Source organism: Amycolatopsis iheyensis (assembly GCF_024703995.1).
Classification (GTDB): domain Bacteria; phylum Actinomycetota; class Actinomycetes; order Mycobacteriales; family Pseudonocardiaceae; genus Amycolatopsis; species Amycolatopsis iheyensis.
Window position 1 is genome coordinate 69218 of record NZ_JAMXQV010000018.1, and the last position, 23865, is coordinate 93082.

Below are 23865 nucleotides of genomic sequence, written 5' to 3' on the forward strand. Positions count from 1 at the left end.
GGTGACACCTTCGCGGGCGCCTCGCTCGGGGACCCCATCTCGCTGTGACCAGCGTCGCTGCGGTTTCCGTAACGATTCAGTTCGGCCCTGTCACCGAGGCCGCGGCCCGGAAGACGTCGGCCACCATGGCGTGGGTCACGAGCCGGGTCTGGACATTCCGCGGCGACACGTGATAACAGCCGAAAACACGCAGGTCGTCCAGTTCCAGGACGGCGCCGTGCGCGAACGCCGGACGCGGCCGCGGCACCGGCCAACCCGCCTCGGCGAGCACGGGCAGTAACGCCTGCCAGCCGAACGCCCCGAGCACCACGATCGAGCGCAGTGTCGGACGTAACAGTGTCAGCTCCTCCGCGAGCCACGGGCGGCACGTGTCGCGCTCGGCCGGCGTCGGCTTGTTCTCCGGCGGCGCGCACCGCACCGGCGAGACCAGCCGGGTGCCGTAGAGCTCGAGGCCGTCGCCCAGCCGCTCGGACGTCGGCTGCGACGCCAGCCCGACCTCGTGCAGCACCCGGAACAGGAAGTCACCCGACGGGTCGCCGGTGAACATCCGGCCGGTGCGGTTCGCGCCGTGCGCCGAGGGCGCCAGCCCGACCACCGCGAGCGACGCGTCCGGCGGCCCGAACCCCGGCACCGGCCGCGCCCAGTACTCCTCGCCGCGGAACGCCGCCTTCGTGCCTGCGACACCCTCGCGCCAGGTGACCAGCCGCGGACAGGCGCGGCAGCCGGCGACGGCCGCGTCGAGCTGGGCGAGCGTCCTCATCGCAACGCCGCCCGGGACAGCCGGTCGGCCTGCCGTGTGGTCTCGGGCAGCCGGTAGCGCGGCGTCAGCGCCAGGGTCAGCCGGCAGGCGTGGGCCAGGCCGATCCGGTGCCCGGCCGAGACGTACACGGGCTTGACGCCGTCCTGGGTCCGCAGCACCGCGCCGACCTCCTCGCCGGCGTCGGCCAGCGGCGCCGACGAGCCTCGCGCCTGCTCCGGTTCGTCATGCGTGCCGACGAACCGGGTCTTGCCGACGCCGAACGCGGGCAAGCCGGTGAGCACGCCGAGGTGGCAGGCGAGGCCGAACCGGCGTGGGTGGGCGAGGCCGTGGCCGTCGCAGACCAGGACGTCCGGGGTGTGCGCCAGGCCCTCGAGCGCGGCCAGCAGCGGCGGCAGCTCGCGGAAGGCGAACAGGCCCGGCTCGTACGGGAAGACGGCCTTCGCGCGGTGGGTCCGCGCCTCGACCACGGTGAGCCCGGCCGTCTCCAGCGTGACGACGGCCGCGGCGATGCCGTCGGACTCGTCGTAGGCGACGTCGAGGCCGGTCACCGTCGGCGGCAGCGCCGGGAGGTCGTCGGTGAGGTCCACCAGGTCGCGCAGCCGTTCCTGGACGGCCCGCGCCTCCTCGGCCGTCTTCGGCCAGTCCCCGGTGTGCACCAAGTCACCCTGCCACAACTAGGTTGGGGCCATGGCGGACACGACCCCCGAAGAGGCGGCTGAGCAGAAGACTCCGGAAGCGACGGAGATCCCGGCCGAGCCGACCGACGACATCGTCACGACCCAGCACACGATCACCGTGAAACGCAAGAAGCTCGCGTACACGGCGAAGGCGGGGCGGATCGTCCTCCGCAAGGAGATCGTCAAGGACGGCAAGTCCGAGGGCTTCAAGGCGAAGGCGGAGGTGTTCATCACCTCCTACACCCTCGACGACGCCGACCCGGGTTCGCGGCCGGTGACGTTCGCCTTCAACGGCGGCCCCGGCTCGTCGAGCATCTGGCTCCACATGGGCCTGCTCGGGCCGCGCCGGGTGCTCTCGGGCGACGTCGACGACCTCGTGCCGCCGCCGTACGGGCTGGCCGACAACCCCGAGACGCTGCTCGCGCACAGCGACCTGGTGTTCATCGACCCGGTCGGCACCGGCTACTCGCGCGCGGCCGAAGGCGGCGAGTCGAAGGACTTCCACGGCTTCAAGGGCGACATCGAGTCGGTCGGCGAGGTCATCCGGCTGTGGGTCTCGCGCCACCAGCGCTGGCTGTCGCCGAAGTTCCTGGCCGGCGAGTCGTACGGCACGCTGCGCGCCGCCGGGCTGGCCGCGCACCTGCAGGACCGGCACGGGCTCTTCCTCAACGGCCTGCTGCTCATTTCGTCGGTGCTCGACCTCGGCACGCTGCAGTTCACCGAGGGCAACGACCTGCCGTACTCGCTGTACGTGCCGACGTACGCGGCCATCGCGCACTACCACGGCCTGCACGGCGAACGCCCGCTCGACGACGTCCTCGCCGACGCCGAGGACTTCGCGGCGAAGGAGCTGCCGTGGGCGCTGGCCCGCGGCGCCCGGCTGTCCACAGCGGACCGGGCCGAGGCGGTGGCCACACTGGCTTCGCTGACCGGGCTCACCGAGTCCTATGTGGACCGGGTCGGCCTGCGCATCGAGCACGTGCGGTTCTTCACCGAGCTGCTGCGCGACCGCGGCCTGACGGTCGGCCGGATGGACGGCCGGTTCACGACGTGGGAGCCGGACGGCGGCCGCGAGCACATGAGCGACGACCCGTCGATCTCCCGCGTGATCGGCGCGTACGCGGCGGCGTTCAACCACTACGTGCGGGCCGAGCTCGGCTACGAGAACGACCTGCCCTACGAGCTCATCCACGAGGACACGTTCCGCGCGTGGTCGTACGCGGACTTCGAGGGCCGTTCGGTGTCGGTGGTCGACTCGGTGAGCGCGGCGATGCGCGCGAACCCGCACCTCAAGCTGCACGTGGCGTTCGGCCACTACGACGGCGCGACGGCGTACTTCGCGGCCGAGCACGTGCTGGCCCACCTGCGTATCCCGGAGGAGCTGCGCGACAACATCGACACGGCGTACTACCCGGCGGGACACATGATGTACGTCCACGAGCCGACGCGGCTGCAGCAGTCGAAGGACCTCGCGAAGTTCGTCAAGAAGGCGTCGAACCGCTGATTTCGCCGGTCCCCGGAGCTCTGCTCCGGGGACTGGTGCGGCTCTTCGGTTCGCGGCCGCCTCACCGGACCGGCCGCAGTTCGCCGTAGTGCCCCGCCGGCAGCGCGACCCGGTGGCGCCGGTCGGCCAGCGCGCCGACGACCTGCAACGCGACCGCCAACGCCGCGTACCCGAGGAGCCACGGCGCGAAGCCGGGTGGCTGCCGGTGGGTCGTCACCAGGTCGGTGAGAACCAGGACCGCGTAGCCCGACGGCAGCGCGACACGGAGGTCTTCGCGCCGCAGCACGGTGTCCACCGCGAGTGAGGCCTCGTCCTCGGCGATCACCGGCCGCCGGCGCACGCCCGTCACGAGCACCGCGGACATGACCAGGGCCAGGGCGAGCACGCCGAGCCAGCTCCACGCGTAGGTGCGGTACGGGGTCGCGAAGAACATGGTGCCGCCGAGCGCGGCACCCCCGGCGAACGTCACCACGGCCGACGCGGTGTGCCAACCGCCCGGCAGCCCGCGTCGCGGCGGCACGGGCGCCTCGATCGCGCGGGTGCCCAGCCAGGCCGCCGCCTGCCGGTCCCGGTACCGCAGGCCGATCCAGGCCGCGGCCTGGATCCCGATGACGATGAAGTACGCCATCTTGCTTTCGGTCATCTCGACACCGCGTACGCCGGGCAAGTACTGCAGGCACTGGTAGCCGACGCCGCACGCGATCGCCGCGGCGACGACCGCCGCCTGCCGGACCCGCAGTCCTCGCGGCGCCGCGTTGCCGCGGACACCGAGCCGGGTTGCGAGCAACCGCGTCGGCGCCGCCACCGCGACCCCGTGCCGGCGCAACCAGAGGACGGCCTGCCCCACTTCGCCCCGCGTCGGTTCCTGTTCGCTCATGAAGTCCTACCGGCCGTAGCAGCCCGGCGGCAGGCGCCGGACCAGCAGCCAGCGGACGACCTGCGTGACGATCGCGACCCCGACGACGGAACGTCCGGCACGGTGAGGAAGGCGAAGATGGCCGAGGGCGCGAACCGGTAAGCGTCCTGCGCCCGCAACACGCGATCGACCGCCAGCGACGCGCTGTCCTCGGCGATGACGGGTCCGAACAGGACCTTGCCGAGGACCAGCGTGGTGACCCAGGCGCCGATGGCCAGTCCGAGCGTCCGCGCGGCGGGGAAGAACAGCGTGGGCGGGTCGGTGAGGAACTCCGTGACGCAGCCCGCCACGCCGCCGGCGAAGGTGATCGCGGTGGCGCTCAGGTACCACCCGCCCACCTGCTTCGCCGTCTCCCGCAGCGGCGGACGCGCCGGGGACAGGGCCTGGCGGGCGGCCGGGACGAGGCCCAGCACGAACTTGCCAACCCCCAGCGTGACCAGCATCGCGATCAGATACCGCAGTGACCGGTCGCGAACCGATTCCCGGGCCCCGACGCGCAGCGCCGGCAGCCGGGTGGGCAGGCTCACCAGCACCTCGCGCCTGGCCGGCCAGGCCCGGGTGGCCGCGACCTCCCTCATCGTCGGCTCGCCCGGAGCCACCGGCAGCGCCGGTTCACGCACGGCCATGGACTTCTCCCCCGATTCTCGATAGCGCGGCCCGCAGCCGCCGCTGCTGCCCGACGCCGGCGACGACCTGCGTCGCCACCGCGAGCACGGCGTAACCGACGAGCCACGGCGGATACCCCGGCGGCTCGGCCTGGTCGAACAGCAGGTTCGCCGCCACGGGCACGGCGTAGACCCCCGGCATCGCGATGAGCAGGTCGTGCTGCCGCACGGCCGTGTCCACGGCCCGGGAGGTCTCGTCCGCCGCGATGACCGGCCGCCGGACGACGTCGGTCACCTGCAGCGCGGTGACCGCCGCGCCCAGGGCCAGCAGAAGGAGCCACGACCAGGCGTACGTGCGGAACGACGTCGTGACGAAGATCGTCACGGCGAGCGCGGCACCCCCGCCGAAGGTCACCAGCAGCACCGCGAAGAACCAGCCGGTCACCGCGGCACGCGGCGGGCCGTCGAGCGTCCCGAACCGGGCCAGGGCCTGGCGGTCGCGGATCCGCGCCGGCAGCCAGTAGCCCAGCTGCTGGGCGATGACGAGGAAGAAGACGAACCCGCTCTCCAGCAGCTCCGCGCCGCGGACACCGGGCAGGAAGTCCAGGGCGTAGAACGCCGCGTCGGCGGCCGCGAACCCGAGGATCGCCACGACGAACCAGCGCCACGACCCGGGCGGGCGGGCGCCGGCGCGGAAGCCCAGCCGCAACGCCGGCAGGTCCGTCATCGTCGGCACGTCGACGCGGTGCCTGGCCAGCCAGCGGCTCGCCGCCGCCCGCTCCGCCTCCGTCGGGCCGGTCACGAGGCCGCCGTTCCGTAGTGGCCCGGCGGCAGCCGGCGGTAGCGACGCCGGACCTCCATCACGGCGCCGATGTGGACCGCCACCACCAGGACGCAGTACGCGACCACCGGCAGGATCCGCGCCGGGGACCACGGCCAGCTGGTGGACAGGTCGATCCAGGCGAGGAAGCCGAACAACAACGGCAACGCGAACAGCCGCGTGTCGTAAGCCCGCAGGGCCGCGTCGATGACGGCGGAAGCCCCGTCTTCCGCGATCACCGGGGCGAGCAGCGCCCGGCCGAAGACGAGCCCGACGCCCACGGCGCCGATCAGCAGTGCGGCGGCCCAGCCCGCCGGGTTGGCGGCGTACCCCGCGCACAGCGCCGCGCCGCCGCCGAACGTCGTCGCCACCGCGGCCAGGTACCACCGGCCCACCTGCCCGGCCGCCACCCGCAACGGTGGCCGGGCCCGCGCGGGAACGACGCGGGCGGCCGCGCGGTCGGCCTGGAGGACCCGGCGCCACCGGAGCAGTGGATAGGCGACACAGGACACCGCGAGCACCAGGAACCGCGCGAGCACCGGGACCGGTGGCAGCAACACGATCATCCAGACCAAGCCGGCGAGCATGCTGTAGGCCCGGTACGACCGCGTCACCAGCATCCGGGGCCCGATGCGCGCCGCGAGCAGCGGCGTCGGCTCGGCCACGTCCACGCCGTAGTGAGCCAGCCACGTCCGTGCGGCCTGTCTTTCGGCGAGCGTCGTCCACACGACTTCCACCATCGAACCTCCCCCTGTCCCGCCCTGAACGCCTGAGACGCCGTAGCGGTTTACCGGCCGTAGTAGCCCGGCGGCAGGGCGCGGTAGCGGCGGCGGACCAGCACCCAGCCGAGCAGCTGCAGCGCGATCACGGTGATCAGGTACGCCAGCGCCGTCCAGCCCAGCCAGCCGGGCACCGCCCAGTCGACGACGAAGACCGGCATCGCCAGCACGGCGTACACCGCGGAGGGCGCGAACCGGTAGGCGTCCTCGGCCCGCAGGAGCCCGTCGACGAACCGCGACGCCGGGTCCTCCGCGAGCACCGGCGCGCGCAGGACGCGGCCGAGCACCAGCGCGGTCGCCCCGGCCCCGACCGCGAGCGCGACCGTGTGCACCCAGATGGCCACCGAAGGCGGGTACCAGTGCTGCGAGGGGTAGCCCGGCTCGGTCAGCAACGACGCCGCGGACAACGCGGCCCCGCCCACGAACGTCAGGCCCGTCGAGAGGAGGTAGCACCAGCCGACTTGCTTCGCCGCCACCCGGAGCGGGAGCGGTTCCCCGGCGCCGACGAGGCTCTCGACGATCTGTTCGCGACGTTGCGTCCGGCGCCAGCGCACCACCAGGAACGCAGCGAAGATCAGGACGCTGATCGCGGCTTGCCCCGGCAGGTCCAGGTCGTCGAGCAGTGCCGCGTTGAACCACCACAGCACCGCGAACACGACCACGTACGCGGGGATGCCGAACCCGCCGAGACTGCGCCCACCCAGCCGCAGCGCCAGCAGCCGGGTCGGCAGCCACACGACGGCCCCGCGGCGCGCCAGCCACCGCCTCGCGTGGCCGACTTCGAGCACTGTCGGTTCGCCGGGCAGCCTCGGATCGACCGGCAGCGCCGGTTCACGCACGTCCACTGAACCCCCCTCGTTCACCGGATACACGCGGATCATCCCAGGGTGGTTGCCTCGCCGGAACGGGCTTTTGAAACTTTCTTTACTTCAGGCCCCGAAGTACCGCGCGGGCAGGGGAAGCGCTTCGAGGGCGGCGATGGCGTGCTCCTGGGCCACCCGCTCTTCGCGGACCAGCTCGCCGTGCCGGTCTTCGGCGAGTTCGAGGTAGACGCTCAAGCCGTCGGGCACTTCGCGCTCCGCCCACTTCTCGGCGAGCCGATCGGCCGGCAGGTGGACGCTCAGATCCCCGATCCGCTCGTGGAGCCGGTCGATGTGCGCGACCGGAAGATCGTTGCGGCGTTCGGCGAGCGACAAGGCCAGGCCGCAGAACTGCCGCAGGAGCCAGAGCTCCTGGCTTTCGGACAGCACTTCGCGGACCACCCTGGCGCGCATCGGCCAGTCGGAGCGGGTCAGGAACTCGGCGTTGGGCTCGCCGTTCTCGTACTCGAGCGCCGGGCAGATCCAGCTCGGCCGCTCGATCCCGGCCGAAAAGCCGGCGTGGTCGGCCGTGGCCAGCTCGGCCAGGGCCGCCTCTTCCACGACGATGTTCGCATCCAGTGCCATGACCATGGCGAGGTCGTCGGCAGCGGTCGGCAGGTAGAGGCCGTTCAAGGCCCGGTGTACCGCCACCCGCAACTCCTCCGGGCTCATTCCCAGCGCCCTTCCCTCGGTTGCCGGGACACTATCCGATCGGGCCGTTCGGGCCGATCTTCCCCGCCTGCCAGGCGCTGATCCCCTGGTTGAGAACCTGGTCCCAGGGCAGGCTGTTCGGCACGCTCCGGGCCCAGTCCTCGTAGTTTTCCGGCCCGCCGACGCGTTCCGACAGGTAGCGCTCGATCGTCAGCGCGTCGTCGCGCGTGTCGAAGTTCCGGAGGATGCTCATCTGGTAGCGGCCGCCGTAGTTTCGCGCCCAGTTGGTGTATTCGGCGACTGTGTAGCGCCCGGCGGGATCGTTCGTGATGCCGAACTTGAGGATCTTGCCCGCGGCCGGATCGACGATGACGTAGAGCGAAGTCTGTCCGAAGTCGGGGTAGTCACCGTAGATCGGCTTCCGCGTCATCGGGATCGCTCCCGTCTTGGCCCCGCACACGTCGTTGTGGACGAGCACCGGGGTGTCACCCGCGAAGACGTAGTAGGTGTGCAACCGGTCGACGGTGAGGTTGTAGGTCCGTCCGCTGCCGCTGTACTGCCGGTTCGCGGCCACCGCGACGCGGGCGTCGCCGAGGGCCTGAAGCTGGTCACCGGCGGCGAGACCGGCCGCGCCCGTCCAGGCGTGGTGCCCGGCGTCCCACACCAGGTGGTGCGCGGTCGTGGTGATCGAGGACGTGCCGACCGTGAGCTCGTCGAAGTCCTTGTCGTCGTCCGTCACGTGCACCGCGGTCACCGGGTGCTGCTGGGTGGCGGTGCCGTCCGGCTCGGCGTTGCCGACGAGATCGCCGGCCCGCACGAGCTCGATGGGCTTCCGGCTCCCGTCGGCCATCAGGACCTCGGTGCCCGCCGCGAAGCTGTTGAGGCACGGCGGCCGCGCCGCGGCTTCGGCGTCGCGTTGGAGCCTCGAGAGCTCCGTGCCGGTCTGGAACTCGAGGTTGCGCAGGTTCTGGAGTTCGATCACCGCCTCCGCGCCCGCCACGTCCAGCATGCCCTCGCCCTTGGCCAGCGCCCGGGCCATGGCCTCGGAGATCTCCCGGGAGCTGACCAGGCCCAGCTCCGATTCGGCGTTCTTGAGCAGCGAGCCCAGCTCGCACTCCGGGCACATCAACGCGAGCAAGCCGGCCAGGACGAGTCCGGAGAGCCCCTCGGAGAGCGCCGAGGTGCCGGTCGGCGGCGGGCCCGGCAGGTAGTCCGGGCTGAGCAGGTTCTTGGCGTCGAGGCAGTTCGCGAGGTCGGTGGTGCCCGGCTCGTTGAGCTGCCGGCACAGGTCCTGCAGGTGCTGGTAGATGCGCTGCTGTTCCTCCGGGGTGCCGCTGAACAGCTTGATGCAGTCCTCGGCGCTGTACGACTGCGCCACCCAGGCGTTGCGGTAGTTGCAGTCCCAGGTCCGCTGGTTGATCACGTTCTGCTTTTCGTTCTGCGCCTTGGTCGCGACGCTGTCCCACGCGCCCTTCGCCAGCTCGGCCGCTTCTTGGGCGCTCATCCCGGCACGGCGCGCGGCGTCATAGGCCCGGCTCGCCGAGTTGGCCGCCTGGAACGCGTAGTTGGCGGCGTCATTCGCCGAGCGCTGGGCCCGTGAGGCCGACCGGTCCGCCGCGTCCGCGGACGCCGTCGCCGACCTCGCCGCCGCGGCCGCCGTGTTGGCGGAAGTACGTGCCTGCTGCGCCGAATTCGCCGCTCGGTCGGCCGCCGCCCTGGCCTGGTCGGCGTACACGCCCGCTTGCTTCGCCGCGGCGTCGGCCTCACTGGCGTACCGGTTGGCGTCGTCGGCGGCATTGCGCGCGCGGGCCGCGGCGGCCTGCGCCTCGTCGGCGTCGTGGGTGGCCGACGAAGCCGCGGCCGCCGCCTGGGCGACCAAGCCGTCGACCGCCGCGTTGTGCGCGGCCGTGTTCTGGTCCCGGCGGGCGGCCGTGTGCTGCCCGACGGTGAGGAACTCGTGCCGCAGGGTGGGCGGGCCGTCGATGGCGGCCTGCGCCGACGCCATCAGCTCGCGGGAGCCGGCCGCCCGCGCCGCCGACATGACCTGGTTGACCGCGATGTCTTCGTCGGTCGCCAACGCGGTGTACTGACCCGTGTCGATGAACGCCCGAAGCGCCTGGCCGGAGTTCGCGTCCAGCGCGCGCTGCGCGTCCCGCACGACGACCGTGCGACCGGCGGTCCTCGCCGCCGACATGATCTGGTTGACCTGCAGGGAATCGTCGTCCTGGCGCCCGGTGTAGTCGCGGGACCGCAGGAAGTTCAGGACGTCGGTGTCGGACCCCGCCGCCGCGGCGGCGGCCGCGGTCCGGAAGCCGGCCGTCGCCGATTCGGCGAGCGTCGAGAGGACCACGCGGTTGTCCTGGCCCGCCGCGGCCGTCAGCCCGCTCTTCACGAACGTGACGGCCTCGTCGTCGGTGGCCCCGAGCGCGGCCAGCGCGGCAGCCTTCGTCCACGAGCTCCCGGTGTCGGCCAGCTTCAGCGCGACCTTGCGAGCGTCCTGGACGACCGTGGCCGGCGCCGTTCCGGCGGTGTTCGCTTCGGTGATCAAGCGGACCGTCTCGGCGTCCCACTTGGCCGCCTCGTCGAGGTCCCAGCGCGGTGGCACGGTACGGGCGGCGAAGTCCGCCAGCGCCGCCTTCGCCGCGTCGTCCTGCTCCTGCCCGGCCGAGGCGATCCGGTCGTCGTCGGCCTTGCGCGCGTCCTGCGCGATCTGCGCCGCCTGGGTCGAGGCGGTCACCGCGGCGTTGGCCGCCGAAGTGGCCGCGTTCGCGTGTGCGGTCGCCTGCGCGGCCGCGTCCGACGCGTGTCCGGCGTGGGCGGCGGCATCCAGCGCGGCCGCCTCCGCGCGCAGTGCGTCGTTCGCCGCCGCGTCCGCCGCGTCGGCCGCCTGCGAAGCGGCCTGTGACGCCTGCTGCGCCCACTCACGGCTGGCGTTCGCCGCCGCGGTCGCGCGCGCCGCCTGTGCCCGTGCCGTCGCCGCGGCGGCCTTGGCCTGCCGCGCGTCCGCGCCCGCGGCCGCCGACCGGTCCGCGGCTTCGGCGGCCGCGTCCGCGGCCGTCCTGGACTGGGCCGCGGCATCACCGGCGAGTTGTCCCGCGGTGGTGGCCTGCTGCGAGGCGGTCCGAGCCGACTGCGCCGCGTCCCTCGCCGTCGCCGCGCTCAACGCCGCGTCGTGCGCGACCTGGGCAGCCTGCCGGGCGTCGCCGGCTTTGCCCGCGTCACCGATCGCCAGCGCGGCCGCGTCGTAGGCCCGCGAGGCGGCGCGTCCGGCCTGCGCCGCCGCCGACGCGGCCCGCGACGCAGCGACCGCGGCGGTGTGCGCCGCCGCCGATGCCGCGTTCGCCGCGTTCACCGCTTGGCGGGCGGTGATCGCTGCCTGGTCCGCGGCGTACGCCGCCCGCGACGCCGCGTTGGTGGCCTGTTCGACGTGCCCCTGCGCGGCCGCGGCCGCGTCCTTCGCCGCCTGGGCGGCTTTCTGCGCCGCCGCGGCTTCCGTCACCGCGATGTCCGCTTGCCGCTTCGCCTCGGCGGTCTCGTTCGCGGCCTGTTCCGACGCGGCCTTCGCCGTCGCCGTCAGCTGGGTGAGCGAATCGATCTCGGCGTCCCGCGCCTGCGCGACCGGGAGGTCGATGGCCAGGAACTGGTTCAGCGCGTCGACCGTGTTGGCGTCGAGGGCCTGCTGGGCGGCCCGCTTGACCTCCGGGCCGCCGGCCGACATGACCTTGTTCACCTTGAGGTTCTGGTCGATCTGGAACGGGATCTGCCAGCCGCTGGTCAGGAACGTCCGCAGCGCGGCTTCCGAATTCGCGTCGAGCGCCTGCTGCGCGGCCCGCTTGAGCTGGGGGCCGCCCGCGGACATCGCCTGGTTGACCTGCAGGTTCAGATCCATCCCGTGCGGCGTCTGCCAGCCGGTGTCGAGGTAGGTCTCCAGCGCCGCGTCGGTGTTGGCGTCCAGCGCCTGCTGCGCCGCGCTCCTCGAGGACGGCCCGCCGGCGCTCATGAGCTGGTTGACCCGCAGGTTCAGGTCCATCGAGGAATCGAGGTCGAACTGCGTGGTCAGGAAGCGCGTGACGTCGGCGTCGGTGCCGGTCAGCGCGAGCGAGGCGTCCAGCTTCGTGACCGGACCGCCGAACTGCCAGAGCCGCAGGACCTTCGCGCGATCGGTTTCCGGCTGTGGTGCGGGATCCGCGTCCGAAGCAGCCGCGCCGGGAGCGGCGATCGCCTGCGGAACCGCGACACCGCCGATCCCGAGCACCACGGCGAGGACGACAATCAGAGCAGCACGAAACCGGCGTCTTTCGGAGTGCACGCGAATTTCCCCCATCACTCGAACGAAGACGTCGGTCCCGTTCGCCCGCAACGGAGATTAGATCAAGCCCGACGAGCCGGACAATCGGCCGAATGGCCGTGACACAGCTCATAACGAGCCACTCGCGAACGACGTGCCATAGTCTTACGGCGTCGTGACGGGGGTCCGTGCTGCACATTTTCGGTTTTCGCAGCCGCAACAAAATGGACATAAGGGGAAAAGATGCGCTTACCGGGTAGATCCCTGCTCGCGGCGGGCGTCGCGAGCCTCGCCGTGACCGGCGTGGTGACCGGTGCGGTGCTCGCGCACGGTGAGCCGTCGGCCGCGACCGGCCGGCCGACGCTGGGGCTCGCCGCCGCGCAGAACGCGAGCGCCGCGACCGACGACCAGCAACCCCCGCTCGTCGAGGACTACACCTACCCGGGCGCCGACCGCATCCTGGCCACCGACAACGTCCTGCTCGTCAGCGGCGACGGGCACATCGTCTACGCGACCTGCCCGACCGGACCGGACACCATCGGCCTGATCTGGGTCACGACGTCGGAGCACGTCGGTCCCGCGCACAACGGGAAAGTCTGCTTCCGCGTCCTCGGCGCGAGCGGACAGCTGTCGCTCAAGATCCCGGCCGTCTACTCGATCCGCGGCGACGGGCTCAACCCCGGCGAAGGCCACAAGCTCAAGGCGGCGCTGACCACCGACGCCGGCGTGCACACGACCGTCGACGTGCCCTCCGACGGCACCACCCAGGTCGGCGTCGCCGCGACCCCGTCGGGCGATCCCACCACCCTGCTGGAGCTCAAAACCGCTTCCTGACGCACGGAAACGGCCCACCTCCCCGCGGGAGGTGGGCCGTTTTCGGCGAAACGCTACTTCAGGTACTGCGACCCGCGGGTCACGGCCGCGTACGCGTCGACTGCGCCGTTGCCGTAGAAGCCGTTGAACGACGGGCTTCCTTCACACGTCGCCGTGAACGTGGCGTCGCGGCCTTCGTCCAGATAGTCCACCGTGCGCGGGACCGGGCACGCGATCTCCGACGCCGTGCCCTCGAGCACGCGCTGGACCTTGTCCGGGTCCATCCCGAACTCGCCGTGGGACTTCTTGCCGTACTGCGAAATGATCAGCGCCGAAACGCCCGTCGCGTGCGGTGTCGCCATCGAAGTGCCCTGCAGCCACTGGTAGTAGCCGACCCGGCCGTCGGCCGCGGTCGCCTTCTGGACGCCCAGTGCCACACCCGCCGGCGTCACGTTGCCCGCCGCGTCGATGTTCCCTTCCGCCACACCCACGTTCTTCGGGTACGTCGAGAGGATCTCGTTCTCGACCGTGCGGAACCACGGCGTGCCGAAGCCGTCGCGGAAGTAGCCGCCCGGGGCCGACACCGAGATCTGCTCGGTGCCGTAGTTCGAGTAGTCCGCCTTCGCCTGCGACGGCCCGAACGCGCTGACGCCGATCGTGTGGTTGCCCTCGACCGGCAGGTTCAGGCACGAGGTGTTGTCGATCGTGCGCGGGTGCGTCGTGTTGGCCGGGTAGTCCGGGCTCGTGGTGTCCGGCTGCGGCGCGCCGAGGTCGGTGTGCTGGTTGCCCAGCGCGACCACCATCGTGACGCCCTTGCGGTGCGCGTAGTTCAGCGCGCGCTGGGTCGCCTCGATGATCGTGCGCTGCTCGGCCTGTTCGGCGGCCGAGTCCGCCGGGTTCGCCGTGCAGTTGTACAGCCACGGGTCGGTGTAGAACGACATGTTGACCACGTCGATGCCCGCGTCGCCGGCGTAAGTCAGCGCGTCGACGGTCGGCTGCAGGAAGAAGTAGCCCGAGTCCTGGCCGGCGCGGATGTTCACCAGCGTCACGTTCGGTGCGACACCCGACACGCCGAAGCCGTTGGCCGCGGCGGCGATGGTGCCGGCGACGTGCGTGCCGTGCGCGCCGTCGTCGTGGTTCACCGGGTCGACGCAGCCGCGGAACTCGCACGGGCCGTCGACCTCGACACCGTTGACGTCGAACGGGATGTCCTTGACGAAGTTGCGCGAGTCGGCCTCGTCGAAGTTCGGCGCGATGTCCGGGTGCGTGCCGTCGACGCCGGTGTCGATGATGCCGACCTTGACCTGCTTGCTGCCGGGCTGCTTGGTGCGCGAGAGGTCCGAGCGGACGGACTTGAGGCCCCAGAGCTGGTCGTCCAGCGGGTCCATCCCGACCGCGGCGGCTTTCTTGGCCGAAGCCGCCTTGCCGCGGCCTTCCTTCTCGACGTTGTTGTTCTTGGCCTTCTTGCCGTCCTTCGGCACCGAGCCGATGACCTGCGCCTTGGCCGCGCCGAACACCGCGCGGTTCGTGGACACGCGCTCGGTGAAGCCGGTCGCCGGCGCGCTGGCCTTGATCAGGCCGACGGCGGTGTTCGTCTCGAGCACGGTGCCGCCGGCGGCCTTGATGGCCTGCTGGGCGGTGCCGATGCTCTGGGTGTCCTTGGCGAGCACGGTGAACTCGGTCGCCGGGCCGGACAGCGCGGGCTGCGCCGACGCGACCGGGACCGCGACGGCCGAGATCGCCCCGAACAGCGGGACGGCCATGGCCGCGGCGAGAAGCCTGGGTCTCTTCACGATTCTCCTCCTCGGGAAAGCGGTTCCTGCGCACCGTATAGACCGGACATTGTGCTTACAACGGCCAAACGTACGTTATGGAACAACCGACTTCTGCTCCGCGAAGTGACAAGCTGACAAGTGCCCGTCCGTCCTGGGCACCAGCTCCGGGACCTCCGTCGCGCACTTGTCCTGGGCTTTCCAGCACCGCGTGCGGAACCGGCACCCGGACGGGGGATCCAGGGGGCTCGGCACGTCGCCGGCCAGCCGGATCACCTGCCGCTGCCCGCGCACGGCCGGGTCCGCCACCGGCACCGCGGACAGCAGCGCCTGGGTGTACGGGTGGGACGGTCGTTCGTAGATCTCCTCGTCCGTGCCGACTTCGACGATCTTGCCGAGGTACATCACCGCGACCCGGTTGGACAGGTGCCGCACCACGGACAGGTCGTGCGCGATGAACACATAGGACAGCCCGAACTCGGTCTGCAGGTCGCCGAGCAGGTTCATCACCTGCGCCTGGATCGAGACGTCCAATGCGGACACCGGCTCGTCGCAGATGATCACCTTCGGCCGCAACGCGAGCGCCCGCGCGATGCCGATGCGCTGGCGCTGCCCGCCGGAGAACTGGTGCGGGTAGCGGTTGAGGTGCTCGGGGTTGAGCCCGACGACGTCGAGCAGCTCCCGCACCTTGCCCGCACGCGACCCCTTCGGCGCCACCTCGGGGTGGATCTCGAACGGCTCGCCGATGATGTCGCCGACGGTCATCCGCGGGTTCAACGACGTGTACGGGTCCTGCAGCACGATCTGGATCTCGCGCCGCAGCTTCCGGAGTTCGTTGCCCTTCATCGAAAAGATGTCGCGGCCTTCGAACTTCGCGCTGCCTGCGGTCGGTTCTTCGAGCCGCATGAGGACCTGGGCCAGCGTGGACTTGCCGCAGCCGGACTCGCCGACGACGCCGAGCGTCTCACCGGGCATCAGGTCGAACGAGACGCCGTCGACGGCCTTGACCTGGCCGATCGTGCGCTTGAACAGGATTCCGGTGCGCACCGGGAAGTGCTTCTTCAGGTCGGTGACCGAGAGAATGGGCTCAGGCACGGGAGTTCACCACCTCTTCGGCGAAGTGGCACGCGCTGGTGCGGCCGAAGCCGATGCCGTGCGGTGGTGGCACTTCGGTCGAACAACGGTCCTCGGCACGCTTGCACCGCGGGTGGAACGCGCAGCCGGGCGGGATGTCCAGAAGGCTCGGCGGCAGGCCCTTGATGGTTTCCAGCGTCTGTCCTTTGAGGTCGAGCCGGGGCAGGGAGTCCATCAGCGCCGCGGTGTAGGGGTGGGCCGGTGCGCGAAACAGCTCGACGACGTCGGCCTGCTCGACGATCCGGCCCGCGTACATCACCGCGATCCGGTCGGCGACTTCGGCGACCACACCCAGGTCGTGCGTGATGAGCACCAGGCCCATCTTGCGTTCCGCCTGGATCTCCGCCAGGAGGTCCATGATCTGGGCCTGCACGGTGACGTCGAGGGCGGTGGTCGGCTCGTCGGCGATGAGCAGGTCCGGGTCGAGCGCCAGCGACATCGCGATCATCGCGCGCTGGCGCATGCCGCCGGAGAACTGGTGCGGGTAGTCCTTGATCCGGCGTTCGGCGGCCGGGATGCGGACGATGTCGAGCAGCTCGATCGCCCGCTTCCGGGCGTCCTTTTTGGACATGCCGAGCCGCACGCGCAGTTGTTCCTCGATCTGGAAGCCCACGGTGAACACCGGGTTCAGCGCCGAGAGCGCGTCCTGGAAGATCATCGCGATCTCGCTGCCGCGCACTTCGCGACGGCGTTCGTCGGACGCGGTCAGCAGGTCTTCGCCGCGCCAGCGCACGGCACCGCCGGTGATCACGCCGGGCGGCATGTCGAGGATGCCCATCACGGTCTGCGCGGTGACGCTCTTCCCGGAGCCGGACTCGCCCAGCACGGCCAGGGTTTCGCCCGCGTGCACCGAATAACCGACGCCGTTGAGCACGTTGGCCACGCCGTCGGACGTCCGGAACTCGACGTGCAGGTCTTCGACTTCGAGGAGGAGTTCAGCGTCTGCCTGGGGCCTAGCCCCAGACCCCGGCCGGGGGGCAAGCCCCCCTGGACCCCCCAAAGAATATGTGTCGGACAAAGGAATCTACCTCGACTTCGGATCGAGCGCGTCGCGGATGCCGTCACCCAGCATCACGAAGGCCAGCACGGTCAGGGTGACGAAGGCGCCGGGGAACAGCAGCATGTGCGGGTCGTTGCGGAAGTAGTCCCGCGAGTCGCTGATCATCACGCCCCACGAGATCACCGGCGGGCGCACGCCGATGCCGAGGTAGGCGAGCGTCGCTTCGGCGCCGATGAACGCGCCGAGCGCGATGGTGGCGTACACCAGCACCGGCGCGAGCGTGTTCGGCAGCAGGTGCCGGAAGATGATCCGCGGGGTGCTCGCGCCGAGGCCGCGCGCGGCCTTGACGTAGTCGAGCTGCTTGGCCACCAGCGTCGCCGAGCGCATGATCCGCATGGCCACCGGCCAGCTCAGCACCGCGATCGAGCAGACCACCTGGACGATGATCGTGACGGCGCCCGGGTTCGAGCCCGGCGCGTTGAACGTCGTCAGGATGACGATCGCGCCGAGCACGAACGGCAGGCCCGCGAAGATGTCGCCGAAGCGCGACAGGATGCTGTCGACGATCCGGCCGTAGTAGCCGGCGAGGATGCCGACGATCGAGCCGATCAGGACGGTCAGCAGCGTCGCGAACACGCCGACCAGCAGCGACGCGCGGGCGCCGTAGATCGTGCGGGCGTAGACGTCGGCGCCCTGGTTGTCGTAGCCGAACCAGGCGTCCGCGGACGGGCCTTCGTTGGCGTGGGCCAGATCGCTGAAGCCGGCGTCGCGCGAGCTGAACAAGCCGGGCGCGATCGCGATCAGCACGATCAGCGCGATGATCACCGCCGAGGCGACGAACGCCGGCTTGCGCCGCAGCTGGCGCCACGCGTCGCTCCACAGGCTGCGGGGTTTCTGCGGGCCGGTGGCGGAGTCGTCGACGCGGGAGAGCTCGGCCGCGTCGGCCCCGCCGCCGCCCACCAGGTTCGGGTCAGTCATAGCGGATCCTCGGGTCGAGAACGGCGTAGAGCAGGTCGACGATCAGGCTCATCAGCAGGTACACCAGCACCAGCAAGACGACGACGCCGACGACGGTCGCGCTCTCCCGGTTCTGGATGCCGCGGAAGATGAGCCCGCCCAGGCCGTTGATGTTGAACACGCCTTCGGTGACGATCGCGCCGCCCATCAGGGCGCCGAGGTCGGTGCCGAGGAAGGTGAGCACTGGGATCACCGAGTTGCGCAGCAGGTGGACGCCGACGACGCGGCTCTGCGGCTGGCCCTTCGCGATCGCCGTCCGCACGTAGTCGGCGTGGCGGTTTTCGGCGATGCTCGTTCTCGACAGCCGGGCGACGTAGGCCATGGACAGGCTGCCGAGCGCGATGCCGGGCACGATCAGCTCGCCGATGGTCGGGTCGTCCGAGACGCTCGCCTCGATCAGGCCGAGGCCGTTGCCGCCCAGCGCGAGCTGCAGCACGATCGCCGTGACGAACACCGGCAGGGAGATCAGGAAGGTGGTCGAGACCAGCACGAGGTTGTCGAGGAAACCCTTGCCGCGCAGGCCGGTCAGCACGCCGGCGGTGAGGCCGATGACCGCCTCGATGACCACCGCGATCACGGCCAGGCGCAGGGTGATCGGGTACGAGTTGCCGATCAGCTCGCCGACGGACGTGCCGTTGAAGGTCTCACCCCAGTCGCCGGTGAACAGGCTCCCGAGGTACTTGAAGTACTGGACGAACAGATTGTCGTTCAGGTGGAACTTCTCGGTCATCTGGGCGATGTAGGCCGGCGGGCACGCGGTCTGCCCGCACTTGCCGGAGAACGGGTCGCCGGGCACGGCCCAGACGAGGACGTAGATCAGGAAAGTGGTCCCGAAGAACACCGGGATCAGCTGAAGCAGCCGTCGCAGGACGTAGCGGATCATGACGAGTTCCTAGTGCGCGCCGGCCGTCGTGAGTGTTTAGGGCGGGGTTTAACGCCCCCAAAACACACCACCGCGGGGGGGGGGGTGCGGCAGGTCAGCGCGTCACTACTTCTTCAGGACCTCGATCGACGAGTAGTCCGGCATGCGCCGGAAGTCGAGGGCCGCGGCCTTGAGGTTCTTCGACTTCGCCGCGACACCCATCTCGTCCCACACCGGGATCGACGGCAGGTCCTTCGCGATCAGGTCCTCGGCCTGCTGGTACAGCTTGACCGCCGCGTCCTTGTCGGCGGTGGCGTCCGCCTGCGCGAGGATCGAGTCGACCTGCGGGTTCGAGTAGCTGGAGTCGTTCGACGACCCGCCGGTCTTGTAGATCGGGTTGAGGAAGTCCTCGATGGACGGGTAGTCCGCGGACCAGTCCGAGCGACCCATCCCGGTCAGCTTCTTGCCGTTGACGATGCTGCGCCACTGGCCGAAGTCGGTCGCCGGCACGAAGTCGCACTCGACGCCGAGGGTGTTCTTGATGCTGTTGCACGCCGCGACCAGCGGTTCCTTGCGGCCACCGTCGGCGTTGGACGCGATCGTCAGCTTGCCCTTGAAGCCGGACTTCGCGAAGGCCTCCTTGGCCGCCGCCGGGTCGAACTTGCAGAACTGGCAGACGCCGGGCCGCGCACCCGGGATGCCCTGCGAGATGTAGCCGTCCGCGGGCACGTAGGTGTCGTTCATGACGGTCTTGGTGATCTGCGCGCGGTCGATCGCCAACGAGATGGCCTTGCGCAGCTCGAGGTTGTTGTAGCCGGGCACGTAGTACGGCACGGCGATGGTGCTGATCCCGAGCAGGTGGCCGGTGACCAGGCGGTCACCGAGGTCGTTCTTGTACTTGCCGCCCGCGACCGCCGACGGCGGCAGCGCCTCCATGAAGTCGACCCGCCCGCTCAGCAGGTCCTGGTAGGCGGTCTCCTGGCTGGAGTAGATCTTGATGTCGAGGTTCTTGAACTTGACCTTGTCGTCACCCTTGTAGTCGTCGAAGCGGGTGAGCTTGATGTCCTGGTTCGGCGTCCGCGAGACGAACTTCAGCGGGCCGTTGCCGATCGGGTGCTGTTCGAAGGCCTTGGGGTCCTTGAAGAACGAGTCGGGCAGCGGCGCGAACGCGGTGTACCCGATCTTGATCGAGAACACCGAGAACGGCGCGTCGAGCGTCACCTGGAACTCGTAGTCGCCCTTGGCGACCAGCCCGGACATCTTGTCCGTGGCCGGCTTGGCGTTCTTGTCCTCCGGGTGGACGTCCTTGTACCCCTGGATGTTCGAGAAGAAGTCCGTGTTGAGCTGCCCGTTCGGGGCGTAGGCGCCGTAGTTCCAGGCGTCGATGAAGTTGTGCGCCTTCACCTCGGTGCCGTCGTGGAACTTCCAGCCCTGCTTGATCTTGATGTCGAAGACCTTGGAGTCGGTCGTCGTGATCGAGTCGGCCATCAGGTTGAACGGCTGTGCGTCCGCTCCCTTGAAGCCGACCAGCGCGGCGAACATCGGCTGGACGGCCTTGGTGCCGCCCAGCTCGTTGGTGTTGGTCGGGACCAGCGCGTTCTGCGGTTCGGTGCCGTAGACGCTGACCGTGCCGTCCGGGTCCGTCCCGCCGGCGCCCGCGGAGCTGCCCGACCCGCCACCGCACGCGGCCAGCACGAGCGCCAGCGAAGTCATCACCACCGTGGGTCCCCAGAGCCTGCGCGAACGACGCATGTCCCCTCCATCTCCGTGACGTCCGAAAGGTGAGACGCACGCTATCGGGGGCGGTGAAGCCGATCACAGGACTGCGGTGTTGCAAATGTGTGACGGTCGTCGGCATCACCTGGTTGGAGTACAACCAACGTTGGAAACCGGATAGGCCGGAAGGCCCAGCGCGGACTGCTGGTCATCGCGCGCTCACCCTCGGTTCCGTTGCGGCGCAAGCCCTTTCGGGCGGCCGAACGGTCGGTCGGGCGCGGGGCACGCGGCTCCCACGTAGTGAATGACTCATTCATGTCGTCGGACGACATGAATGAGTCATTCACTACACGCGGGCGAGGGCCGGGTGGCGGGTCAGGCCAGGGCTAGGGCGATGCCGTCGAGGATGTCGTGTTCGCTGACCACCAGCTCCGTCGGGCCGCCCCGGGTCGCGAGCTGCTCCGCCAGGGTCTGGACCACCACCGCGCCGCCGCCGATCACGTCCACCCGGCCCGGGTGGATCACCGGGTTCGCCGCGCGGGTCGCGTGGTCCTCGGCGAGCAGGCGCGTCGCGAGGCGGTCGATGTCCGCCGTCGACAGCTTCGACAGGTGGACGCGCTCACGGTCGTACTCCGGCAGCCCCTGCGCGATCGCCGAGAGCGTGGTCACCGTGCCGGCGACCCCGACCCAGGTCCGCGCGCGGGCGACGTCGACGACGTCGAACGCCTCCGTGAGCACCTTGCCGGCCAGGTCGCGGGCGGCGGCGATCTCCTCAGCCGTCGGCGGGTCGCTCTTGAGCGCGCGCTCGGTGATGCGGACGCAGCCGATGTCGACGGACTTCGCCGCGAGCACCTCGGCCTGCCGGCCGTCCCACGTGCCCAGCACCAGCTCGGTCGAGCCGCCGCCGACGTCGGCCATCACGAACGGGCCGTCGTCCGGATCCTGCTCGCCGACCGCGCCGGTGAAGCTCAAGCGGGCTTCCTCGTCGCCGCTGATCACCTCGGCCTCGACGCCGAGCGTCTCGCGCGTCATGCGGAAAAACTCATCGCGGTTCTTCGCGTCGCGCGTGGCGGAGGTGGCGACCATCCGCACCTTCTCGACGCCCTTGCGCCGCGCGGCGATCGTGTAGTCGGCCAGCGCGGCCCTCGTGCGCTCGATGGCTTCGGGAGCCAGCTGCCCGGTGGCGTCGACACCCTGGCCGAGCCGGACGATCCGCATCTCGCGGTGCAGGTCGCGCAGGTCGACCGTGCCGTCGTGGCGCGGCGTCAGCTCGGCGACGAGCAGGCGGATGGAGTTGGTCCCACAGTCGATCGCGGCAACACGAGGCATGCGCCCACCCTAACCGGCGGGTGTGGTCGTCCCGACGGTCGTGGTCGTGGTGGTCGTGGTCACCGAGGTGATCGTCCCGCACGTCGGGGGCGGCGGCGTGGTCGTCGGGTTCGGTGTGGTCTCGCCGGTTCCGGTCGTCGTCGGGGGCGGGGTGGTCGTCGTCGACGTTTCGGTCGTGGTCGTGACCGTCGTGGTCGGCGCGGGGCAGGCCGGCTTCGAGGTGGTCGGACCGGTCGAGGTCGAGCCCGGCTTGGTCGGCGTGGTCGTGGGTGCCGGCGGCGTGGTCGCCGGGACCGGCGGGGGCGGGATCGCCGGTGGCGCGGGGAGCGCCGCCGCGTTCGGCGCGCCGATCGGCACGGTGCTGTCGGGCACCTGCATGATCCCGTTGCGGTAGGCCTCCGCCCACAGGATCACCGTGTTCACGTACGTGTCGGAGTTGTTGTAGCGGTAGATCGCGCCGCGCAGCTGGTCCGGGTTCGAGAGGTCGAAGCCGCCGGAACAGAGGTAGCGGCCGGTCGCCAGCGCCGCGTCGAAGATGTTGTTCGGGTCGGACTTGCCGTCGCCGTTGCCGTCGGAGGCGTACCCGCGCCAGGTCGCCGGGATGAACTGCGTCGGGCCGACCGCGCGGTCCCAGACCGGGTCCGTGTCGAGCTCGCCGTGGTCGGTGTCCGGGATCGCGGCGAACGCGCCCTGGCCGTTGAGCTCCGGGCCGAGGATCGGCTCGCGGGTGGTCCCGTTCGCGTCGACGTACCCACCGCGCGCGTGGTTGGACTCGATCCGGCCGATGCTGGCGATCAGCGCCCAGTCGATGTGGCAGGCGGGCTGCTCGCGGCCGAGGATGTCGGCGGCGTTCTTGTACGCGGCGAGCGCGGTGGCCGGGATGCCGAGGGGGCCGTCGGGGAGCTCGTAGGCCGGCAGCGGCAGCGGGGTGGGGGCGCCGGGGAGGGTGCCGTCGACGGCGATCTGCTGGATGGCGGCGTGGCCGGGGTCGTAGCCCTGGCCGAGGGCGGCGTCGCGGGTGTGGTCACCGCTGCCGCCGAGCCAGGCGAGCGTCACGCCACCGGCGAGCAGCGCCGGGATCACCGCGAAGATGCCGATGACCAGCGGGTACGCCGTGCGGTGGCGGATCCCGAATCTTCGGGTGTGGCTCCCGACTGCGTCTGGCAGTCGCCGCACGCGCATAGCTCGAAGCCCTCCTGGCCGGATCGATCCACCCTCGGGTGACAGCCTGCCGTACCCGGGGCCCGGTTTCACCCCTTCGGGAGTCTGGATCTCGCCGGACGGGGGTTTTCGCTCACCCAGCCCAGTTATCTGTTTACGACGCGCGAGCGTTACTCGGCACAGTCCCCCGTGGGCCACCCGTTCGCCTTAAGGAGCTCCAGCGTCTCGTCACCGAACGGATTCACCCCGGGACCGACGGCGAGCGAGTGGGCGACGTGCACGTGCAGGCACTTGACGCGGCCGGGCATGCCCCCGGCGGTGACCTGGTGGCCGAGCGGCTCGATCGCGTCGCGCTCGGCGAGGTAGGTCTCGTGGGTGCGCTGGTACTGCGCGGCGAGCTCGGGATCGGTGGTGAGCCGCTCGGTCATCTCCTTCATGATCCCGGACGCCTCGATCGTGCCGATCATCGAGTTCAGCTTCGGGCAGGTGAGGTAGTAGAGGGTCGGGAACGGCGTGCCGTTCTCCAGGCGCGGGCTGGTCTGCACCACCGACGGGTGCCCGCTCGGGCACCGCGCGGCGATCGCCCGCAGCGCCCGCGGCGGCCGTCCGAGCTGCTCCGCGATGATCTCGCGGTCGGCGTCGGCGACGGGCTCGAACCGGTGCTGCTGCGTGCTGTCCACAGCTCAAGGTTAGAGCGTGCCCCGGCTCTCCCTCACACCCCGCCACTTTCCCTACGAAAGCTCCGCGCCCGGCCCCCCGAAGCGGCACTTTCCCTATGAAAGTGGCGCTGGGGGCTCAGCCGCCGGAGACCTGGTTCCAGAGGTTCTCGTACCAGGAGCCGCCCGCGACCTGCTGCTGGCCGGTCGGCGGGGCCGCGTCCTGGGCCTTGTCCTCGGGCAGCTGGACGATGTAGGGCGTCTCGCCCGGCTTGACGTACCGCAGCCGCCGCCGGGCTTCGGCCTCGATCTGGGCGGGGTCGCTCAGCTCCGCCTTGCGGCCCTGGAGCTGAGCGACCTCCTGCTGCAGCTGGGCCTGCTGCGCCTGCTGTTCGCGGACCTCGGTGCGCTGGGCGAGGTAGGTCCGCAACGGCACGGCGATGGTGAACGCCAGCGCGCACACCACGATCGCCACCACCGCCGCGCGGCGGGTGGTGGACATGCCGAGCACCTTCGCCGCCCCCGACGCGCGCTTCGCGGCCAGG

Annotated in this window: 21 protein-coding genes; 2 read left to right on the forward strand and 19 right to left on the reverse strand. The window is 70.9% G+C overall.

The features are described 5' to 3' along the window. Window positions 1–76: 76 nt before the first annotated feature. Both M8542_RS30750 and nfi read right to left on the reverse strand, forming a co-directional pair. Complete coding sequence (locus tag M8542_RS30750; RefSeq protein WP_257923778.1) at window positions 77–760, reverse strand: uracil-DNA glycosylase; 684 nt, start codon at window positions 758–760, stop codon at window positions 77–79. Further along, on the reverse strand, window positions 757–1416 hold the full coding sequence (nfi, locus tag M8542_RS30755; protein WP_257923779.1) for a deoxyribonuclease V: 660 nt from the start codon (window positions 1414–1416) through the stop codon (window positions 757–759). Before nfi ends, M8542_RS30750 begins: the two co-directional genes overlap by 4 nt. Window positions 1417–1447: 31 nt before the next feature. Here nfi and M8542_RS30760 point away from each other — a divergent pair, with 31 nt between their 5' ends. Further along, the gene (locus M8542_RS30760) at window positions 1448–2941 is read left to right on the forward strand and encodes a S10 family peptidase (RefSeq protein WP_257923780.1); all 1494 of its coding nucleotides are present in this window, start codon (window positions 1448–1450) and stop codon (window positions 2939–2941) included. A 61-nt stretch (window positions 2942–3002) separates the two neighbouring features. Here M8542_RS30760 and M8542_RS30765 read toward each other — a convergent pair whose 3' ends face one another. The 7 genes from M8542_RS30765 to M8542_RS30795 all read right to left on the reverse strand — a co-directional run bounded on the left by M8542_RS30765 (window position 3003) and on the right by M8542_RS30795 (window position 11830). Continuing rightward, window positions 3003–3818 (reverse strand): hypothetical protein, encoded by an 816-nt coding sequence (locus M8542_RS30765; protein WP_257923781.1) that lies wholly within the window; start codon window positions 3816–3818, stop codon window positions 3003–3005. Then, on the reverse strand, window positions 3815–4483 hold the full coding sequence (locus tag M8542_RS30770) for a hypothetical protein (protein ID WP_257923782.1): 669 nt from the start codon (window positions 4481–4483) through the stop codon (window positions 3815–3817). Before M8542_RS30770 ends, M8542_RS30765 begins: the two co-directional genes overlap by 4 nt. Next, window positions 4470–5264, reverse strand: a complete 795-nt coding sequence (locus M8542_RS30775; protein ID WP_257923783.1) for a hypothetical protein — start codon at window positions 5262–5264, stop codon at window positions 4470–4472. The genes M8542_RS30770 and M8542_RS30775 overlap by 14 nt, the downstream gene beginning before the upstream one ends. Beyond that, window positions 5261–6022: a hypothetical protein gene (locus M8542_RS30780; RefSeq protein WP_257923784.1), complete on the reverse strand. Its 762-nt coding sequence runs from the start codon at window positions 6020–6022 to the stop codon at window positions 5261–5263. The genes M8542_RS30775 and M8542_RS30780 overlap by 4 nt, the downstream gene beginning before the upstream one ends. 47 nt (window positions 6023–6069) lie before the next feature. After that, a complete protein-coding gene (locus tag M8542_RS30785; RefSeq protein WP_257923785.1) occupies window positions 6070–6906 on the reverse strand; it encodes a hypothetical protein in 837 nt (278 codons plus the stop codon). Between the two features lie 84 nt (window positions 6907–6990). Next, a complete protein-coding gene (locus tag M8542_RS30790; RefSeq protein WP_257923786.1) occupies window positions 6991–7572 on the reverse strand; it encodes a hypothetical protein in 582 nt (193 codons plus the stop codon). A 52-nt stretch (window positions 7573–7624) separates the two neighbouring features. Further along, a complete protein-coding gene (locus tag M8542_RS30795; protein ID WP_257923787.1) occupies window positions 7625–11830 on the reverse strand; it encodes a polymorphic toxin-type HINT domain-containing protein in 4206 nt (1401 codons plus the stop codon). Window positions 11831–12103: 273 nt separating this feature from the next. On the opposite strand from M8542_RS30795, the gene M8542_RS30800 reads away from it, so the two are divergent. After that, window positions 12104–12694, forward strand: a complete 591-nt coding sequence (locus M8542_RS30800; protein ID WP_257923788.1) for a hypothetical protein — start codon at window positions 12104–12106, stop codon at window positions 12692–12694. Between the two features lie 53 nt (window positions 12695–12747). Here M8542_RS30800 and M8542_RS30805 read toward each other — a convergent pair whose 3' ends face one another. The 10 genes from M8542_RS30805 to M8542_RS30850 form a co-directional block, all read right to left on the reverse strand. Continuing rightward, complete coding sequence (locus tag M8542_RS30805) at window positions 12748–14436, reverse strand: S8 family serine peptidase (protein WP_257923903.1); 1689 nt, start codon at window positions 14434–14436, stop codon at window positions 12748–12750. Between the two features lie 105 nt (window positions 14437–14541). Continuing rightward, the gene (locus tag M8542_RS30810; RefSeq protein WP_257923789.1) at window positions 14542–15540 is read right to left on the reverse strand and encodes an ABC transporter ATP-binding protein; all 999 of its coding nucleotides are present in this window, start codon (window positions 15538–15540) and stop codon (window positions 14542–14544) included. After that, a complete protein-coding gene (locus tag M8542_RS30815; protein ID WP_257923904.1) occupies window positions 15533–16492 on the reverse strand; it encodes an ABC transporter ATP-binding protein in 960 nt (319 codons plus the stop codon). Before M8542_RS30815 ends, M8542_RS30810 begins: the two co-directional genes overlap by 8 nt. 111 nt (window positions 16493–16603) lie before the next feature. Further along, window positions 16604–17557 (reverse strand): ABC transporter permease, encoded by a 954-nt coding sequence (locus M8542_RS30820; RefSeq protein WP_257923790.1) that lies wholly within the window; start codon window positions 17555–17557, stop codon window positions 16604–16606. After that, complete coding sequence (locus M8542_RS30825; protein WP_257923791.1) at window positions 17550–18479, reverse strand: ABC transporter permease; 930 nt, start codon at window positions 18477–18479, stop codon at window positions 17550–17552. The genes M8542_RS30820 and M8542_RS30825 overlap by 8 nt, the downstream gene beginning before the upstream one ends. 105 nt (window positions 18480–18584) lie before the next feature. Then, window positions 18585–20210 carry a peptide ABC transporter substrate-binding protein gene (locus M8542_RS30830; RefSeq protein WP_257923792.1) on the reverse strand — a complete coding sequence of 542 codons (1626 nt, stop codon included), beginning with the start codon at window positions 20208–20210 and terminating at the stop codon, window positions 18585–18587. Between the two features lie 339 nt (window positions 20211–20549). Then, a complete protein-coding gene (locus M8542_RS30835; protein ID WP_257923793.1) occupies window positions 20550–21503 on the reverse strand; it encodes a Ppx/GppA phosphatase family protein in 954 nt (317 codons plus the stop codon). A 9-nt stretch (window positions 21504–21512) separates the two neighbouring features. Further along, on the reverse strand, window positions 21513–22685 hold the full coding sequence (locus tag M8542_RS30840) for a lytic transglycosylase domain-containing protein (RefSeq protein WP_257923794.1): 1173 nt from the start codon (window positions 22683–22685) through the stop codon (window positions 21513–21515). 149 nt (window positions 22686–22834) lie between these two features. Next, window positions 22835–23344, reverse strand: a complete 510-nt coding sequence (locus M8542_RS30845) for a DUF501 domain-containing protein (RefSeq protein ID WP_257923795.1) — start codon at window positions 23342–23344, stop codon at window positions 22835–22837. Window positions 23345–23459: 115 nt separating this feature from the next. Beyond that, window positions 23460–23822 (reverse strand): FtsB family cell division protein, encoded by a 363-nt coding sequence (locus M8542_RS30850; RefSeq protein ID WP_257923905.1) that lies wholly within the window; start codon window positions 23820–23822, stop codon window positions 23460–23462. Window positions 23823–23865 lie beyond the last annotated feature (43 nt).

Bases quoted from the DNA above. Each gene is read 5' to 3' on its own strand.
- M8542_RS30825 (WP_257923791.1), bottom strand. From the start codon at position 18,479: ATGATCCGCTACGTCCTGCGACGGCTGCTTCAGCTGATCCCGGTGTTC.
- M8542_RS30760 (WP_257923780.1), top strand. From the start codon at position 1,448: ATGGCGGACACGACCCCCGAAGAGGCGGCTGAGCAGAAGACTCCGGAA.
- M8542_RS30765 (WP_257923781.1), bottom strand. From the start codon at position 3,818: ATGAGCGAACAGGAACCGACGCGGGGCGAAGTGGGGCAGGCCGTCCTC.
- M8542_RS30835 (WP_257923793.1), bottom strand. From the start codon at position 21,503: ATGCCTCGTGTTGCCGCGATCGACTGTGGGACCAACTCCATCCGCCTG.
- M8542_RS30850 (WP_257923905.1), bottom strand. From the start codon at position 23,822: ATGTCCACCACCCGCCGCGCGGCGGTGGTGGCGATCGTGGTGTGCGCG.
- M8542_RS30840 (WP_257923794.1), bottom strand. From the start codon at position 22,685: ATGCGCGTGCGGCGACTGCCAGACGCAGTCGGGAGCCACACCCGAAGA.
- M8542_RS30770 (WP_257923782.1), bottom strand. From the start codon at position 4,483: ATGGCCGTGCGTGAACCGGCGCTGCCGGTGGCTCCGGGCGAGCCGACG.
- M8542_RS30750 (WP_257923778.1), bottom strand. From the start codon at position 760: ATGAGGACGCTCGCCCAGCTCGACGCGGCCGTCGCCGGCTGCCGCGCC.
- M8542_RS30805 (WP_257923903.1), bottom strand. From the start codon at position 14,436: ATGGCCGTCCCGCTGTTCGGGGCGATCTCGGCCGTCGCGGTCCCGGTC.
- M8542_RS30780 (WP_257923784.1), bottom strand. From the start codon at position 6,022: ATGGTGGAAGTCGTGTGGACGACGCTCGCCGAAAGACAGGCCGCACGG.
- M8542_RS30800 (WP_257923788.1), top strand. From the start codon at position 12,104: ATGCGCTTACCGGGTAGATCCCTGCTCGCGGCGGGCGTCGCGAGCCTC.
- M8542_RS30830 (WP_257923792.1), bottom strand. From the start codon at position 20,210: ATGCGTCGTTCGCGCAGGCTCTGGGGACCCACGGTGGTGATGACTTCG.
- M8542_RS30820 (WP_257923790.1), bottom strand. From the start codon at position 17,557: ATGACTGACCCGAACCTGGTGGGCGGCGGCGGGGCCGACGCGGCCGAG.